Source organism: Amycolatopsis sp. NPDC051903, from assembly GCF_044452505.1.
Classification (GTDB): domain Bacteria; phylum Actinomycetota; class Actinomycetes; order Mycobacteriales; family Pseudonocardiaceae; genus Amycolatopsis.
Genome location: NZ_JBITBT010000024.1, coordinates 101,059 through 116,208, shown reverse-complemented (window position 1 = coordinate 116,208; position 15,150 = coordinate 101,059). Strand labels below are relative to the sequence as shown.

Below are 15,150 nucleotides of genomic sequence, written 5' to 3'. Positions count from 1 at the left end.
GCCTCGAGTTCACCGGCTCGATCTGCGCTCAGCCGGCCGCCAAACCGCCCTTCGTAACACCACGGGCGCCGTTCGTCCCCCATTCACCCCCGCTCGTTCGACCCACGTTGCCGCACTTCCCGCGCATCGCGGATAGTTTGCGACCGAGCGGTGAATTTCCCGGCGACCGGGCCGCCGCCCCGTTCTCGAAAATGCGTATTTCCGTCATCGTGCTGCCCATTTCGTGGCCGCGGCCGGTGACCGATCCCCCTGCCGGCGCAAGGCCCCGGGATGCCCCCGAGCACCGGGGCCTTGCGCCCTCCACCGGGTTCTCCGGTTCAGACCGCGTCAGTGCGTTCCGTGCTCCGCGTCGCACGCCCGCGCCGCCCGCATGATCACGAGCTCGGTGCGTTCATCCCTGACGACCTTCAGCACCGTTTCGGGAAGCTGCTTGGTCTCCAGCAGGTCGTCCGTACCAGCCAGCACGCTCGGCTCGGCGGTGGTGAACCGCGGGTAGAGGGCGCGGGCGAACGCCACCGCGAACTCGGTCTGAGCCGCTCCCGCCATGCTCTCCAGCTCGCGCAAGTAGCGGTCCGCGTAGGGGGTGAGCACCACCTCCTGCCCCGGCTGCCGCAGCCCCGCCATCACGGCTTTCCGTTCAGCGAGCGAAAAGCGGGCGCTGAACAACCGCGTCCACGCTTGTTCCTTGGCGGCCCGGGTGGGGCGTGCGGCTTCTGCCGTCAAGGCGTTGCGGCGGGCGCGGTCCCCCGGATCAGCTGCCACCGCGACGTCCAGGAGCCCGTCGATCTCGGCCCCGGTCGAAGCGAGGCGGAGCAAGGCCCGCCACCGCAGATCCCGATCCGCTTCCAGTTGTTCCCACGGAGATCGCCCGTGCACCAGCTCGCTCAGCAGATCGTGACCGTCGGCCTGGACCACGCCGACGAGGGTGCGGGCGAGGACCAGCTGGCGATCACTCCCCGGATCGGCGGCGGCCAATTGCTCACGCACTCGCCGCGCCAAGAACCCGAGCGTCCGGCACCTGCTCGACGGGTCCGCGTAGACCCGCACCGCCTGCACCGCGCGCTCCAGGAGTACTTCCAGGACACCGGCTTCGCTCTCCAGCACTCCGTGCGTGAGAACCGCCGAAGCGTAGCGGCGCGCGGGCAAGCGCGCGTCGAGCACGTCGTCCCATAACGCTCCCCAGACGACTGCCCGCGTTCTTCGATCGTCCAGTGTGGACAGTCTGCGCAACGCCGTCCGTCTCGATCGCGGGTCCAGCCTGATCTTGACGTGGGTCACCGCATCGTCGTTGGGCACCAGCAGATCCGGGCTGCCGAACGCGGCGAGTTCACCCTCGCACCCGCGGGGACCGAGCGACACGTGCGCGCGGTGCCGGAGCACCAGCCCGGCCTCGCGGTCGTCGAACGCGGCGAGCCGCAGCTTCAGGTGGCGCGGCGGTACAGCGGGATCGCGGAGCTGCTCCGCCCGGATTCCAGCCCCGTGGCGAGACACCGCGACGGTGTTGACTCCCCTGTGCAGCAACCATTCGGCCACCCACCGGTCCACGTCTTCGTTCGAGACCTGGCGCAGCGCCGCCACGAAGTCCGCGAGGCCGGCGTTCCCCCACGCGTGCGCCCGCAGGAAGGTCCGCACGCCGTCGACGAAAGTTTCCCAGCCGACGCGTTCGGCGAGCTCGTGGAGCACCGCCGCGCCTCTCAAGTAGACGATCGGGCCGAGGTTCGACCGCGCGGCGTCGGTGTCGGCGGTCTCGACCCGGATCGCGTGGCTGGTGGGCAACTGATCAGCGTGTCGAGCGACCGGTAGAGCGTGGTGCGCGAAGGCGCTCCAGCCCTCCCCGTACGGCGTCGCTTCGGCCTGCGCGACGACCGCCATCATCGTCGCGAAGGACTCGTTCAGCCACAAGTCGTCCCACCAGCGCATCGTGACGAAGTCGCCGAACCACATGTGCGCCATCTCGTGCAGCAGGATTTCCGCCCGTCTTCGCCGGGCTTCCTCCGTGGCCCGGTGCCGGAACAGGAGCCGTTCGTTGAGCGTCACGCAGCCCGGGTGTTCCATTCCGCCGAACGCGTACTCGGGCGCGAACACGTGGTCGTACTTGGTGAACGGGTACGGCAGGTCGAACAGCCGGCTGTAGAAGTCGAGGCCGCGGCTGATCACGTCGAAGAGTTCGCCTGCGCAGCCGGCGAGGTCCTGGAAGAGCGAACCCCGCGCGTACAGCGTCATCGGCACTCCGCGGTGGCCGGCGCGCAGCCGGTGGAACGGGCCGGCGGCGAAGGCAACCAAGTACGGCGGCAGCGGCGGCGTACGGCCGAAGCGCCACGTCGAACGCTCGTCGCCCCCCGGCGGCAGCGGCTCCTCGTGGTCGGTGTTGGCAACCACGACCCAGCCGGCGTCGGCGGTGACGGTCAGGTCGACCGTCGCCTTCAGGTCGGGCTGGTCGAAACAGGCGAACACCGTGTGCGCCGCGAAGGGTTCGAATTTGGTGTGCACGTACACCTGGCCGTCGAGCGGATCGCGGAACCGGTGCAGCCCCTCACCCGTTCGCGAATACGCCGCGAACCCGACCACTCGAACCGTGTTCCCGCCGGGCCGCACGTCGAGCCGGACGCGCGTCCCGTCGTGCGCGTCCGGCCCCAGCTCGCGGCCGTTGCACTCGACCGACTCGACCGTCCCCGCGAAGTCGAGGAAAACGGGCGCCTCGCCGGAGCGGGCCCGGAAGCACACGACCGTGCTCGTCGCGAACTCCCGCTCACCGACGGTCAAGTCGAGCTCCACCGCGTACTGGACGTCGGAGATCTCGGCCGAACGCGCTGCCGCCTCACGCTCCGTCAGCTTGCTCCCGGAGGCGACACGACCTTCGAGTGGCATCCCTCAGCGACTCGCCGGCGTGTGCGGGCGGCGGTAGACCAGCTTGTCCCGCAACAGTTCGCCGTCGGTGACCACGTCCTCCTGGTTGGCGGCGACGAGAGCGTCCTGCACCAGGTGGTGGTCGGGCGAGTGCATGCACACCGGGTCGGTGCGCGCCGCGTCGCCGGTCAACGCGAAGGCCTGGCACCGGCAGCCACCGAAGTCGATCTCCTTGCGCGGGCAGCTGCGGCACGGGTCGGGCATCCACTCCGTGCCCCGGAACGCTTGGAACGCCTCGGAATTCGACCAGATCCACGCGAGGTCGTGCTCGCGCACCGAATCGAACTCCATCGTCGTGATCTCCGCGGCCACCGGACACGGGTACACGGTGCCGTCCGGTGCGACGGTCAGCGCGTTCTGCGCCCACCCGCCCATGCACGGCTTCGGGTACGGCTCGTAGTAGTCCGGGAGGATCCAGAGGATTTCCATGTGGTCGCCCAGCTCCGCCTTCCGGCGTTCGTAAACGCCCACCGCCTCGTCGAGCTGGGCCTTGCTCGGCATCAGCAGCTCGCGGTTGCGCAGGGCCCAGCCGTAGTACTGGCTGTTGGCGAGCTCCAGCCGCTCGGCGCCCCACGACTCGCAGACGTCGATGATCGCGTCCAACCGGGACAGGTTCATCCGGTGCAGGACCACGTTCATGTTCAACGGCAGCCCGGCTTCGCGGATGATGCGCGCGGCTTCTTCCTTCTTGTCGAAGCGCTTGCTCGCCGCAACCAGGTTCGTCGACTCGGCGGCGTCGCCCTGGATGCTCAGCTGGGCGCTGTTGAGCCCCGCCGACACGAGCGATTTCGCCCGGCTCTCGGTGAGCCCGAGGCCGCTGGTGATCAGGTTCGTGTACAGGCCGAGCTGACGGCACTCGGCGACCAGCGTCTCGAGATCGCCGCGGACGAGCGGTTCGCCGCCGGAAAAGTGCACCTGCACGACACCGAGCCCGACCGCGTCGCGGATCACCCGCAACCAGTCCTCGGTGCCGAGTTCGTCCTCGCGGTCCAGCAGCGTCAACGGGTTCGAGCAATACACGCAGTGCAACGGGCACTGGTGCGTGACTTCGGCCAGCAGGCCGTACGGCTGCGGCATCCCGCTCATGTGACCACCACCCAACCCCGTCCGCACGCGTCCTCGAGGAACTTCATCACGTCGCCCGCGAGATCAGCCGTTTCGAAATCCTGCTCGAGCTGCGCCACCACGTCCTGCACCGTCCGGCTGCCGTCGCACAACCCCAAGATCGCGGCCCCGGACGTGTTCAGGAGCACGACCCGTTCGGGCAACAGCAGCAGCTCCACGTTCCGCACGTTGTCGTGCTTGAGCATCGCCTTGGTCGCCAGCCGGGGAATGGCCGTCAAATCGGATTCGTCCATCACGAACTCTTGCTGTACGCGAGTTCCACGGCATCCAGCAGGCTCCAGAGGACGTCGCACTTGAACTCCAGCGCCCGCGCGCACGCGTCTTGCTGTTCCCGGGTCTTCGCGTGGTTGATCACCAGGTCGAGCAAGTGCGCGATGTCCTTGGGCTGCTGGGTGAGCCGCGCCCGGAAGTACTCCAGGCCTTCCGAGGCGATCCACGGGTAGTGGTGCTGGACGTCGGTGATCCGCCGGCTGAGCAGGTCCGGCGCGAACAGTTCGGTGAGCGCCGAGGCCACGGCTTCGAGCCACGGCTTCTGGCGGCAGAAGTCCACGTAGGCGTCCACGGCGAACCGCACACCGGGCAGCACCGTGTCGACGTCGAACAGTTCTTCGCGGCTCAAGCCGACCGCGGCGCCGAGGCGGATCCACTTCTCGAGACCGCCTTCGTCGCCCGTCCGCCCGTCGTGGTCGATGATGCGCTGGATCCACTGGCGCCGGTCCTCGCGGCCGGGGAGCTTGGTCAGGATGAACGCGTCCTTCTTCGGCAAGTTCATCTGGTAGTAGAAGCGGTTCCGCACCCATCCCCGGAACTCGTCCTCGGACAGCGTGCCCATGTGCATCCGTTCGTTGAACGGGTGCAGATGGTGGTACCGCTTTTCTCCGATGGACCGCAGGTGCGCCTCGAACTCCTCAGCAGACCTAGCGTTCATACTTCCACCTCCAAGCCGGCTCGACCGATCTCGATGCCCAAGTCCGTCACAAGGCGCCGCTCCGGGGACTCTTCGTCGAGCATCGGGTTCGTGTTGTTGATGTGGGTGTAGATCTTTCGCTTCGCCGGGAGCGCAGCCAGTGCCCGGGCCGAACCGTCGTCGCCGCTGACCGGCATGTGCCCCATGGAGCGCCCGGTCCGGCTTCCCGCACCCCGGGCGGCCATTTCGTCGTCCGTCCAGAAGGTGCCGTCCACGAAGACGCAATCGGCCGACGCCACCTGCTCGGCGAACTTCTCGTCCCACTTCGGCAGCGTCGGTGCGTAGACCGCGATCCCGCCGGTCACCTTGTCTTCCAGGCGGTAGCCCACCTCCCACTCCGACGACGGGCCGCGAAGCCGCGAACGTCCGATGTAGCGAGGTGCCTTGGAACCGGTCAGGAACGCGGTCACGCGCAGGCGATCGTCCAGATCCAGCGGCTTGCCGACGTCGACCTGGGACCAGGTGAGGTCCGCGTAGTCGCTCAGCAGCTCCCGGACCGGGAACCACAGCGTCAGCGCCTCCAGCACGGGATACGTCCCGTACACCGTCAGCGAGGACTCCTCACGCAGCATCAGCAGGCCGATCGTGTGATCGAACTCCGCGTCCGTCAGCAACACCCCGGCGACCGGCGTCTTCCTGATCTCCGGACCCGGGTGCAACGAGGGATCCGCCGCTATCTGGTGGTGCACGTCCGGAGTCGCGTTCAGCAGGAACCACTGCTCGCCGTCACCGGAAACCGCGATCCCGGCGTGCGCCGTCGCGGCTTCAGGGTTGTCGCGGGCCTTGCGGCATCCGGCGCAAGCGCAATTCCACTGGGGATAACCGCCGCCTGCCGCGGCTCCGAGGCAATGAATGAACACAGTGCGAAACAATCCCTCAGCGCCGGCGCAGCCGGCCGGTGACTTCAGAGCACGCCCCGAACACCGCACATTCAGGCGTTTTCCACCTCATGGCGTCCTCCCTCGAATTCGACCAGGCACCGTTGCCCGCCGAGCATTAAGCCAGGGCGGCTATCGGGTATAGTCGCTCTGAACTCGGCGTGTCTTTCACAGCTTCTTCGCCGCCGCCTGAGCTGGCAACCGATCACGAACGACCGGCACCGAATCATCGACGAACGGCGGCCGCGCTGCCACGAACGGACTGCAGCGCCATCGACTGCCGACACCCGCCGAACACGGTGCCCATTATGGCCCTTGACCTGCGGTTATGCGATGCGAGCGGCCGGCGGTCGCGGGGGCGCGGTCCAGGGGCCGGGTCGACGGGGGTCGCCGCGTCGCTGCGGCCACGCGGTACGAGCGGCGACCCGGTCGGACCGCACCGGCCCGGGACAACGCGCCGACAACTAGCAAACCCGACCGGGTGTGGCGGGTGGTTATTTGTAGTGCGCATTGGGGGATTGTGTTTTTGCATGTGGTCGGGTGTTGCTGGGTTTCGGGTGAGTGGGGAATTGTTGTCGGGGTTGGTGGCCTGGGTTTCGTGTTCTGGGTGGCGGGTGTCGCTACCGGCGGAGCCGGGGTGTGGTCGACGGGTGCTGGTGCACTGTCGTGACCGGTGAGGAGATTCTGGTGAAGTTGCAGGTGGCGTTGGATGTGCTGGACCTTCCCGCGGCGTTGACGTTGGCGAATCAGGTGGCCGAGCATGTGGACATTCTGGAGTTGGGGACGCCGTTGGTGAAGTCGGCGGGGATTGCGGCGGTGTCGGCGATCAAGGCGGCGCATCCGGACAAGCTGGTGTTCGTGGATTTGAAGACGGCGGATGCGGGTGAGTTGGAGGCGGCGCTGGCGTTCGAGGCTGGTGCGGATCTGGTGACGGTGATGGGTGCGGCTGATGATGACACGGTGCGGGGTGCGGTCGCGGCGGGTCGTAAGTACGGCAAGCAGGTTGTGGCGGACATGATCACCGTGGTGGATGGTCGTGTGGCGCGGATTCGTGAGGTGTCGAAGCTGGGTGTGTCGTTCGTGGAGATCCACGCCGGGTTGGATGAGCAGGCTCGTCCGGGGTATTCGATCAACCAGTTGCTCGAGGACGGTCGTCAGGCCGGGGTGCCGTTCTCCATCGCCGGTGGCGTGAAGATCGACACCATCGCCTCGGTGCGCGACGCCGGTGCGACCGTCGCCGTGGCGGGTGGGGCGATCTACAACGCCAGCGACCCCGGCGCCGCCGCCAAGGAACTCAAAAAGCGCGCCACCGCCTGACGAAACCAGCCCCGCTGCACGCAGCGAGGCACCAGTGAGCCGCGTCGGGAGACTTGACCAGAGAAGGGAGTCGGCGTGAAGGGCCAAGAGTCAGGTGCTCGATCCGATCGGGCGCCAGTCGCAAGCGACACCTACTGTTCCTTGCTGCTGCAGGCCGCGGGAGTGCTGCGGTTGCGCTACGTCCAATGTAGTCAAGACACCAGCCTGTCGCCGGCTGCGGCGAGCAAGCTGGCCGACGTCTTCGAGGGCGTCGCCAAGGGGTCTCCCGACTTCGACCAGATCGACCCGAAAGAGGCGATCGCCTTGGCGCACCGCCTGATCGACGACGACCATCCTGAGCTGTCGGGAATGTGGCCCAGGACCCGATAAGCGGCCGGAGGGCCCACCGGGCACAGGCCTGCCGGTGGGCCGCGGCCGAGCTCTCGGGTTGATGCGGTGGCTGTCTCCCCGCGGGGAACGCACCCGGCACCGTGGCCGAGCCGATCGATCAGCGGCGGCGGTGCCGCCGCCCGCTCGGTCGCAGTTGATCGTTTCATCCGCAGTTCGGGGAAGTTCCCGACGCCGACCACGGCCGCCGTTCCGCCCTGGCGCCGGTGACCGGACTCGGCGCGGAAAGCGGGTGGCGCCAGCCCGTCTCCCGCTTCCACTGCGGCCGGCCGATCCGGGGCCGCCGCCCAGCCTGACCGCACTCGAGGATCAATCGCAGCTCAACGAGGAGTACACGATGTCCACTGATGTTGCCACCGAAGTCGAAGCCCCTGCCCAAACCGCACCCGTAGGCGACCCCGGCATGATCGGGCTGCCCACCTTCATCGTCGGCACGATCGCGCTCGGCCTGGTTCTGACCGGGTACGTCCCGGCCAGTGCCGTCGGCGCCTCGATCGCCATCATCCTGCCCGCGACGGGCCTTGGCCAGTTCGTCGCCGCGGTGTGGGCGCTGTCGCTGGGCCAGAACGCCGTCGCCTCCATCTTCGGCATCTTCGCCGGGTTCTGGTGGAGCTACTCGGCGCTGGTGCTCGGCCTGACCCACAACTGGTTCGGCATCACCTCGGACGCGGCCATCGCCACGCAGGGCATCTTCCTGATCGCCTGGCTGATCACGATCGTCCTGCTGACCCTCGGCACGCTGCGGCTGCCGTCCATGTTCACCATTCTGTTCGTGCTGATCGACCTCGCCGTGGCCCTCGTGCTCTACGGCACGGTCGGCGACTCCCCGGGCGCCTCCACCGCCGGCGGTTACGTCTGCTTCATCTTCGCCGCGGTCGGCGTCTACCTGTACCTCGGCGCCATGTCCGCCGCCACCGGCGGCAAGGGCCTGCCGCTGGGCCGCCCGGTCCTGACCTGAGGCCACGCCGGGCGGGCGCCGCGCCGCCCGCCTGGCCCCCGAGCCCCAGCAGACCCCGCCCCCGGACCCGACCTCCGGGGGCGGGGTCTTCCCTGTGCACAGGGCCCGACGCGCCAACGGATCCCGGACGGCGAGCCGGCCGACGCCGGGACGTTGCCCGTCAGCAAAACTGGCAATAAACCGGCAACCGACTGACTACGGCGGCAACGGTGGACAGGCCTCGTCCGTCGTTCGCTCAGCCCTACCGCTCCTAGGCTGAGGTGGCCGTGTCAAGGCACCTTCCCGGTGCTCGGTGGTGCTGTCAGCTGCCGCGGGGTAGGTACGGTCGAGGCGTGATCGCTGGTGAACAGCCGGATTTGGACGAGATCGAGGCGCATTTCGTCGCGCTTCTCGACGGGCGAATGAGCCGAGATGCTGTCGACCAGTGGGCTGGTCGTTGGCTGACTGATGACGGTCTCTCATGGGACGCGCTGAGCCTGTGGGCCTTGCACCTTCTCTTCGGAATCGATCTGCGTCACGGGCCCGGCGGGGATTACCTGCATGACGACAGCCAGGTGCGGGATTGGCTGGTCGAGCTGAGGAGTCGACGCACCCGGTGACCCGCGGCTTTCGCGCTGCCGGCCGCCCTCGGCTGCCCCGTGCCGACCGACCACGCAGGACAGACAAAAAAGAGGAAGCCCCCTGCAAGCAGGGGGCTTCCTCGCTGTCTCAACCAGACGTGCGCCCGAAGGGATTCGAACCCCTGACCTTCTGATCCGTAGTCAGATGCTCTATCCAGCTGAGCTACGGGCGCTTGTTCAGTTGTCAATCTAGCACCTGCCGAAACAGGCACCAGCGGAGGCTCCGGGATTTGAACCCGGGAGGGGGGGTTACCCCCAACCGCATTAGCAGTGCGGCGCCATAGACCAGACTAGGCGAAGCCTCCTGGGCCGGAACGACCACTGCTCAGATAGGTTACACACCCCCCGCACCCCCCGAGAAGGCACCCCCCACTAACCAAGATCAGCGTTGCAGCAACCGGCGCAACCAGGGCGAACGGCCGCCCAGGCCCTCGGCCTCGAAGGTCGCGATGCCGACGCGCGGGAGTTCGCGGACGCCCGGGTACACGAGGTACCGCGGGACCCACCGGGGCTGGAACTTGGCGTTGAAGCGGTACAGGCTTTCGATCTGGATCCAGCGCGAAAAGAAGTGCAGGACCTTCGCCGAGACGCGCGCGACCGGTCCCGCGCCGATGCGCTGGCCCTGTTCCATCAGCGACCGGAACGCGGCGAAGTTCAGGGACACGTGGTCGATGCCGTGTTCCTTCGAATACGTCAGGAGTTCCGAGATCATCAGCTCGTTCACGCCGTTGTCGGCCGAGCGGTCGCGGCGCATGACGTCGAGGGACAACCCGCGCGTGCCCCACGGGACGAACTGCAGCACGCCGCGCACGCGCCCGCCCTGTTCGGCGGTCACGACGACGGCGCCGGGGTCGCCCATGCGGCCCAGTGCCATGGAGAACCCGCGCTCGGTTTCCGTGCCGCGCCAGGTGGCGGCCAGGGACACGAGCTCGGCCAGCTCCCCCGGCCGCAGGTCCTCCGCATGCCGAACCAGCACCTTGTACCCGGCCCGGCGGGTGCGCGACGCGGCCTGCCGTACGCCGCGCATGATGCGGCCGTCGAGGGTGAAGCCGGCGGTGTCGACGATGGCCTCGTCGCCGATCTCCAGCACCTCCAGGCCGAAGCGCGCCCACACCGTGGCGCCCAGCTCCGACGCGCCCATCGCGGCCGGCACCCACGCGTTGCGCTTGCAGATCTCCAGGTACTCCTCGATCGCACCCGGCCACGCCTCGTGGTCGCCCAGCGGGTCGGCGGACGTGAGGGCGACGCCGGCGATCACGCGGTACGTCACGGCCGCCTTGCCCGTCTTCGAGAACACCGCGAACTTGTCGCGCCGCAGCGCGAAGTAGCCCAGCGAGTCGCGCGCGCCGTGGTCCTTCAGCAGTACGTGCAGCCGCGCCAGCTCGTCGTCCGACAGCCGAGGTGCCGGCTCCGCCGAGCGCAGCAGGAAGTACGCCGCCACGAGCACGGCCGCGATGCTGAACAGCAGCCCGATGGCCGCCGACAGGTCCTCCAGCCACGCGCCGTGGAACACGGCGGGACCGCTCACGCCCACGAGCGCGAGCCCGGATTGCGTCAGTCGGTCCGGGAAGCCCAGCGGGTCGAGCATCCGCCCGGACGCCGCCGACAGGAGCACCACGTTGATCACGAACCCCGCCAGCACCAGCTGCAGGAACACGCGCACGGCGCGCCAGCGGCCCGTTGCCGGGTCGGGTTCGGCGATGAAGTAGCGCCGGTTGGCGATCAGTCCGATGAGGAGGATCACCGTCACCACGCCCGCGCCGAAGACGTGCCGCAGCCCCAGGTGCGCCAGCGTCAGCAGCACGGTGAAGCCCACGGCGAGCTGCCACGCGCGCCGCTTGCGCCGCCGCAGCCCCGCCGCGAGCATGATCAAGACCACGCCCGTGACGATCGCCACGGTCGCCGCCGCGACGGTCGCCTCCTGCGGCAGCTCCAGCCACTCGGCGAGGTGCCCGCGCAGGTTACGGCCGGCGGGCACCACCACCGACAGGAGAGTCAGCAGGCCGGCCAGCCTGGTCACCCAGGTGATCGCCTTCACGGACGTCACGCCCGCCACCTGCCAGGTGTGTTGCGCGCGGGTCCCCGTCACCACGCTTGCAACACGTACGGCCCAGCCATGCTTCCCCCTGCTTCGTCACCCTCCGGCGAGCTCCGTGAACGGAGCGAGAGCGGCCGGGTTGGCCAGTGCGTCCCTGCTCACGGCTTTCTCCGGCGCGACTCCGGAGAGTATCTTCTTCACCGGTACCTCACACTTCTTACCGTTCAAGGTACGGGGGATTTCGCTCACCACCACAAACCGGTCCGGAACGTGACGCGGTGACAGAGCGCTACGAAGCTCCTTCCGCAGCTTCGGCTCGACGTCTGCCAGCCGGGTGCCCGCGGCGAGCACGAGGAAACACAACAGCTGCCCGTCTTCGTTGCCGGCCGCGGAGGTGTCCACGACCAGGGAGTCGAGGACCTCGTCGAAGCCCTCCACCACGCGGTAGAACTCGGCCGTGCCCATGCGGACGCCGCCGCGGTTGAGCGTCGAGTCGCTGCGGCCGTAGATCACGGCGGAGCCGCGCCGGGTGACGCGGATCCAGTCGCCGTGGCGCCAGACGCCCGGGTACATGTCGAAGTACGCCTCGTGCAGCCGCGTGCCGTCGGGGTCGTTCCAGAAGAACACCGGCATCGACGGCATCGGTTCCGTGATCACCAGCTCACCGACCTCGTCGACCAGCGGTTTCCCGGCTTCGTCGTACGCCGCGACAGCCGCGCCCAGCGCCCGGCACGACAGCTCGCCGAGCCACACGGGCACGTCGGGTGCCGACGCGACGAACGCCGCGCACAGGTCCGTGCCGCCCGACACCGAGCAGATCTGCACCGACTTGCCGATCTGCTCGGCGATCCAGCGGAAGCCCTCCACGGACAGCGGCGCACCCGTGGAACCCAACGCGCGCAACGCACTCAGGTCGTAGCGCTTCGCCGGCTCGAGCCCCGCCTTGAGGCAGCTCTGGATGAACGGCGCCGACGTGCCGAAGTACGTCACGCGGTGCTGTTCGGCCAGGTGCCACAGCGCGTTCAGGTCCGGGTGGCCGGGGCTGCCGTCGAACAGGACGATCGTGGTGCCCACCAACAGGCCCGAGATGAGGAAGTTCCACATCATCCAGCCGGTGGTGGTGAACCAGAAGAACCGTTCGCCGGGCCCGAGGTCGGACTGCAGCGACAGCGCCTTGAGGTGCTCGACGACGATGCCGCCGTGGCCCTGCACGATCCCCTTCGGCAGGCCCGTGGTGCCCGAGGAGTACAGCACCCACAGCGGGTGGGCGAACTCCACCGGCTCGTACGCGAGTTCGGCGCCGGCGTGCTCGGCGAGCAGTTCGGTCCAGTCGAGGGTGCCGTCGACGGTCCCCTCGCCCACGTACTGGACCAGGATCGTCGCGCTCAGCGACGGGATTTCGCCGCGGAGCCGCTCGACCGTGGGGCGCACGTCGAATTCGCGGCCGTTGTAGGCGTAGCCGTTGACCGCGACGAGCACCTTCGGCTCGATCTGCGCGAAGCGGTCGGAGATCGCGCGCACCCCGAAGTCCGGCGAGCACGACGACCAGATCGCGCCGAGGCTCGCGGCGGCGAGGAACGCGACGAGCGTCTGCGGGCAGTTCGGCGCGAGCGCCACCACGCGGTCGCCCTTTTCGACACCGAGAGCCCGCAACGCCGCGCGCGCGGCCGCGACCTGTGCGCGCAGCTCGCCGTACGTGAGCTGCGCGGCGAGGCCGTCTTCGCGGTGGAAGATCACGGCGAGCTCGTCGTCCGCCTTCGCCGCGCCCGCGACACCGGGGCTCAGCGCGTGCTCCGCGTAGTTCAGCGTGCCGCCGTCGAACCACTTCGCATTCGGCATCTCGCCGGACAGGACTTCGCGCGGCTGCTCGTGCCAGCGCACGCCGGAGAACTCGGCGACGGCCGCCCAGAACTCGGGCACGTGTTCCACGGAGTAGCGCCAGAGCGAGTCGTAATCGTCCTCGACGGGCGCGCCGCGTTCTTCGCGCAGCCACCGGCGGAACGCTTCGATTCGGGTGTCGGACACTCGGCTCGGGTCGGGTCGCCAGAGCACTTCGGGAACATCGGCATTCTGGGTCACCCCGAGGATGTTAACTGCGGCTAACGTCCCCGGCCAGCGTCCTAACGGAGGTGGGCGTCGAACCAGTCGAGGGTGCGCTGCCAGGCCTCTTCGGCCGCGCCGGGGTCGGCGTCGAAGCGGTGGTTGGCACCCGGGTAGCGCACGACGTTCGTGGCCACCTTCGCGGACGCCGCCGCTTCCCGCAGCTGCTCCACCTCGGCGCCGCCGGCGTCGTCGCCCGCGTCGCCGTACATGCCGAGCCACGGGCTCGTGACGTGCCCGGCGATGTCGAGCAGCCGCGGCAGCTCGGTCACGCCCTGGCCGCCGACGCTCACCGCGGCCCCGAGCTTCCGGTGCGACGCGACGACGAGCGCCGCCGTCCCACCGAGGTCGAAGCCGACCACGCCGCGCAGATCCGCGTCGACGCCGCGTTCCACCAGCCATTCGAGTGTGATGTCGGTCGCGTCGAGGAGGTCCTGCTGCGTCAGCTTCTCGCCGCTGGCGATGTGCGGCGTGACGGTGAGCCAGCCCTCCCCGGCGAGGCTCGCGACGAGGAAGACCACGCCGTCGGTGACGCCGTCGCCTTCGTGCAGGACAACGAGGCCGCCGCGCAGGGCACCGTCCGGTTCCGCGAAGGTCAGGCGCAGGGCGTGGCCGTCGGTACGCTGGTAATCCACGGTGCTCGTCGACGTCATCGACTCATGCAATCACCTCAGGGTGAACATTGGGAACCTTTGTCGATCGGTCGTCGCGAGATACGGTGGCCGTGCCGTCCCGCCAGACCCGAGGAGAACCGACGATGCCGTCCCTCGCACCGCGCCCCGACCTCGATTCGTTGCCGAAGTACGTCCCCGGCCGGACGATCCAAGGCGCGGTCAAGCTCGCGAGCAACGAGGTGCCGGGCGGCCCGCTCCCCAGCGTGCAGGCCGCCATCACCGCGGCGATGGCCGACGTCAACCGCTACCCGGACAGCGGCTCACAGGCCCTGCGCGAACGCCTCGCCGCCGACCTCGACGTCCCCATCGACCACCTCGCCGTCGGCTGCGGCTCGGTTTCCCTGTGCCAGCAACTCATCCAGGCCGTCTGCGGCCCCGGCGACGAGGCCATGTTCGCGTGGCGCTCCTTCGAGGCGTACCCGATCGTCACGCAGGTGGCGCACGCCCAGTCGGTCAAGGTGCCGCTGACTTCGGGCCACGGCCTGGACCTCGACGCGATGCTCGCGGCGATCACCGACCGCACGAAGCTGATCTTCGTGTGCAACCCCAACAACCCCACGGGCACCGTGCTGAAGCACGACGAACTCGAGCGCTTCCTCGACGCCGTGCCCCCGCACGTGCTCGTGGTGCTCGACGAGGCGTACAAGGAGTTCGTCACCGACCCCGACGTGCCCGACGGTGTGGAATTCGCGCGGACGCGGGAGAACGTGGCCGTGCTGCGAACTTTCTCCAAGGCCTACGGGCTCGCCGGCCTGCGCGTCGGTTACGCCGTCGCGTGCGCCTCCATCGCCGAGGCGCTGCGCCAGGTGTACGTGGCCTTCTCGGTGAACGCGATCGCGCAGGTCGCCGCCATGGCTTCGCTGGACGCCGCCGACGAGCTCATGGCGCGCTGCCGCGAGATCATCTCCGAGCGGGACCGGGTGCGCGCCGCGCTGGTCGAGATGGGCTACGAAATCCCGCCCACGCAGGCCAACTTCGTGTGGTTCCCGCTCGGCGAGCGCACGGTTGCCTTCGCGGAACACATGCTGGACCGCAAGCTCATCGTGCGCCCCTTCGCGGGCGACGGCGCGCGCGTCACCATCGGGACTCCGGAGGAGAACGACCTCTTCCTGACGGCCGCCCGCGAGTTCCTGCCGTGACGGGCCGGTGAGACTTCGGCGGAACGGCATTCGTTCCGCT

The 15,150-nt window shown here is 68.9% G+C and carries 13 protein-coding genes and 2 tRNA genes; 5 read left to right on the top strand and 10 right to left on the bottom strand.

The genetic code is table 11. The features are described 5' to 3' along the window. Nucleotides 1–327 precede the first annotated feature (327 nt). Genes pepN through pqqB form a run of 5 tightly spaced genes read right to left on the bottom strand, consistent with a single transcriptional unit; the run spans nt 328 to nt 5,928 of the window. Complete coding sequence (gene pepN / locus ACIA77_RS35570) at nt 328–2,868, bottom strand: aminopeptidase N (RefSeq protein WP_395890446.1); 2,541 nt, start codon at nt 2,866–2,868, stop codon at nt 328–330. A 3-nt stretch (nt 2,869–2,871) separates the two neighbouring features. Next, nucleotides 2,872–3,984 carry a pyrroloquinoline quinone biosynthesis protein PqqE gene (gene pqqE, locus ACIA77_RS35565; RefSeq protein ID WP_395890481.1) on the bottom strand — a complete coding sequence of 371 codons (1,113 nt, stop codon included), beginning with the start codon at nt 3,982–3,984 and terminating at the stop codon, nt 2,872–2,874. Nucleotides 3,985–3,989: 5 nt separating this feature from the next. Then, entirely contained in the window at nt 3,990–4,265 is a 276-nt protein-coding gene (gene pqqD, locus ACIA77_RS35560) for a pyrroloquinoline quinone biosynthesis peptide chaperone PqqD (protein WP_395890445.1), read from the bottom strand. Further along, nucleotides 4,265–4,960 (bottom strand): pyrroloquinoline-quinone synthase PqqC, encoded by a 696-nt coding sequence (gene pqqC, locus ACIA77_RS35555; RefSeq protein ID WP_395890444.1) that lies wholly within the window; start codon nt 4,958–4,960, stop codon nt 4,265–4,267. The genes pqqD and pqqC overlap by 1 nt, the downstream gene beginning before the upstream one ends. Continuing rightward, entirely contained in the window at nt 4,957–5,928 is a 972-nt protein-coding gene (pqqB, locus tag ACIA77_RS35550; protein WP_395890443.1) for a pyrroloquinoline quinone biosynthesis protein PqqB, read from the bottom strand. Before pqqB ends, pqqC begins: the two co-directional genes overlap by 4 nt. 615 nt (nt 5,929–6,543) lie before the next feature. Between pqqB and hxlA the strand changes: the two genes are divergently transcribed. The 4 genes from hxlA (at nt 6,544) to ACIA77_RS35530 (ending at nt 9,138) form a co-directional block, all read left to right on the top strand. Then, a complete protein-coding gene (hxlA, locus tag ACIA77_RS35545; RefSeq protein WP_395890442.1) occupies nt 6,544–7,194 on the top strand; it encodes a 3-hexulose-6-phosphate synthase in 651 nt (216 codons plus the stop codon). Nucleotides 7,195–7,335: 141 nt separating this feature from the next. Next, on the top strand, nt 7,336–7,563 hold the full coding sequence (locus ACIA77_RS35540; RefSeq protein WP_395890441.1) for a hypothetical protein: 228 nt from the start codon (nt 7,336–7,338) through the stop codon (nt 7,561–7,563). 355 nt (nt 7,564–7,918) lie between these two features. After that, nucleotides 7,919–8,539, top strand: a complete 621-nt coding sequence (locus ACIA77_RS35535; protein ID WP_395890440.1) for a GPR1/FUN34/YaaH family transporter — start codon at nt 7,919–7,921, stop codon at nt 8,537–8,539. Nucleotides 8,540–8,871: 332 nt separating this feature from the next. Next, a complete protein-coding gene (locus ACIA77_RS35530) occupies nt 8,872–9,138 on the top strand; it encodes a hypothetical protein (RefSeq protein WP_395890439.1) in 267 nt (88 codons plus the stop codon). A gap of 120 nt (nt 9,139–9,258) precedes the next feature. Here ACIA77_RS35530 and ACIA77_RS35525 read toward each other — a convergent pair. The 5 genes from ACIA77_RS35525 to ACIA77_RS35505 all read right to left on the bottom strand — a co-directional run bounded on the left by ACIA77_RS35525 (nt 9,259) and on the right by ACIA77_RS35505 (nt 13,950). After that, nucleotides 9,259–9,332: transfer RNA gene (locus tag ACIA77_RS35525), tRNA-Arg, on the bottom strand. A gap of 42 nt (nt 9,333–9,374) precedes the next feature. Next, nucleotides 9,375–9,464 (bottom strand) — tRNA-Ser (locus ACIA77_RS35520). A gap of 77 nt (nt 9,465–9,541) precedes the next feature. Further along, entirely contained in the window at nt 9,542–11,251 is a 1,710-nt protein-coding gene (locus ACIA77_RS35515) for a phosphatidylglycerol lysyltransferase domain-containing protein (RefSeq protein ID WP_395890438.1), read from the bottom strand. Between the two features lie 42 nt (nt 11,252–11,293). Further along, nucleotides 11,294–13,276 carry an acetoacetate--CoA ligase gene (locus ACIA77_RS35510; RefSeq protein WP_395890437.1) on the bottom strand — a complete coding sequence of 661 codons (1,983 nt, stop codon included), beginning with the start codon at nt 13,274–13,276 and terminating at the stop codon, nt 11,294–11,296. A gap of 41 nt (nt 13,277–13,317) precedes the next feature. Next, nucleotides 13,318–13,950 (bottom strand): dienelactone hydrolase family protein, encoded by a 633-nt coding sequence (locus ACIA77_RS35505; protein ID WP_395890436.1) that lies wholly within the window; start codon nt 13,948–13,950, stop codon nt 13,318–13,320. A gap of 104 nt (nt 13,951–14,054) precedes the next feature. Here ACIA77_RS35505 and hisC point away from each other — a divergent pair, with 104 nt between their 5' ends. Beyond that, nucleotides 14,055–15,110, top strand: a complete 1,056-nt coding sequence (hisC, locus tag ACIA77_RS35500; RefSeq protein ID WP_395890435.1) for a histidinol-phosphate transaminase — start codon at nt 14,055–14,057, stop codon at nt 15,108–15,110. The last annotated feature ends 40 nt before the right edge of the window (nt 15,111–15,150 follow it).

Bases quoted from the DNA above. Each gene is read 5' to 3' on its own strand.
- pqqD (WP_395890445.1), bottom strand. From the start codon at position 4,265: ATGGACGAATCCGATTTGACGGCCATTCCCCGGCTGGCGACCAAGGCG.
- ACIA77_RS35505 (WP_395890436.1), bottom strand. From the start codon at position 13,950: ATGACGTCGACGAGCACCGTGGATTACCAGCGTACCGACGGCCACGCC.
- hisC (WP_395890435.1), top strand. From the start codon at position 14,055: ATGCCGTCCCTCGCACCGCGCCCCGACCTCGATTCGTTGCCGAAGTAC.
- ACIA77_RS35535 (WP_395890440.1), top strand. From the start codon at position 7,919: ATGTCCACTGATGTTGCCACCGAAGTCGAAGCCCCTGCCCAAACCGCA.
- pqqC (WP_395890444.1), bottom strand. From the start codon at position 4,960: ATGAACGCTAGGTCTGCTGAGGAGTTCGAGGCGCACCTGCGGTCCATC.
- pqqE (WP_395890481.1), bottom strand. From the start codon at position 3,984: ATGCCGCAGCCGTACGGCCTGCTGGCCGAAGTCACGCACCAGTGCCCG.
- pepN (WP_395890446.1), bottom strand. From the start codon at position 2,868: ATGCCACTCGAAGGTCGTGTCGCCTCCGGGAGCAAGCTGACGGAGCGT.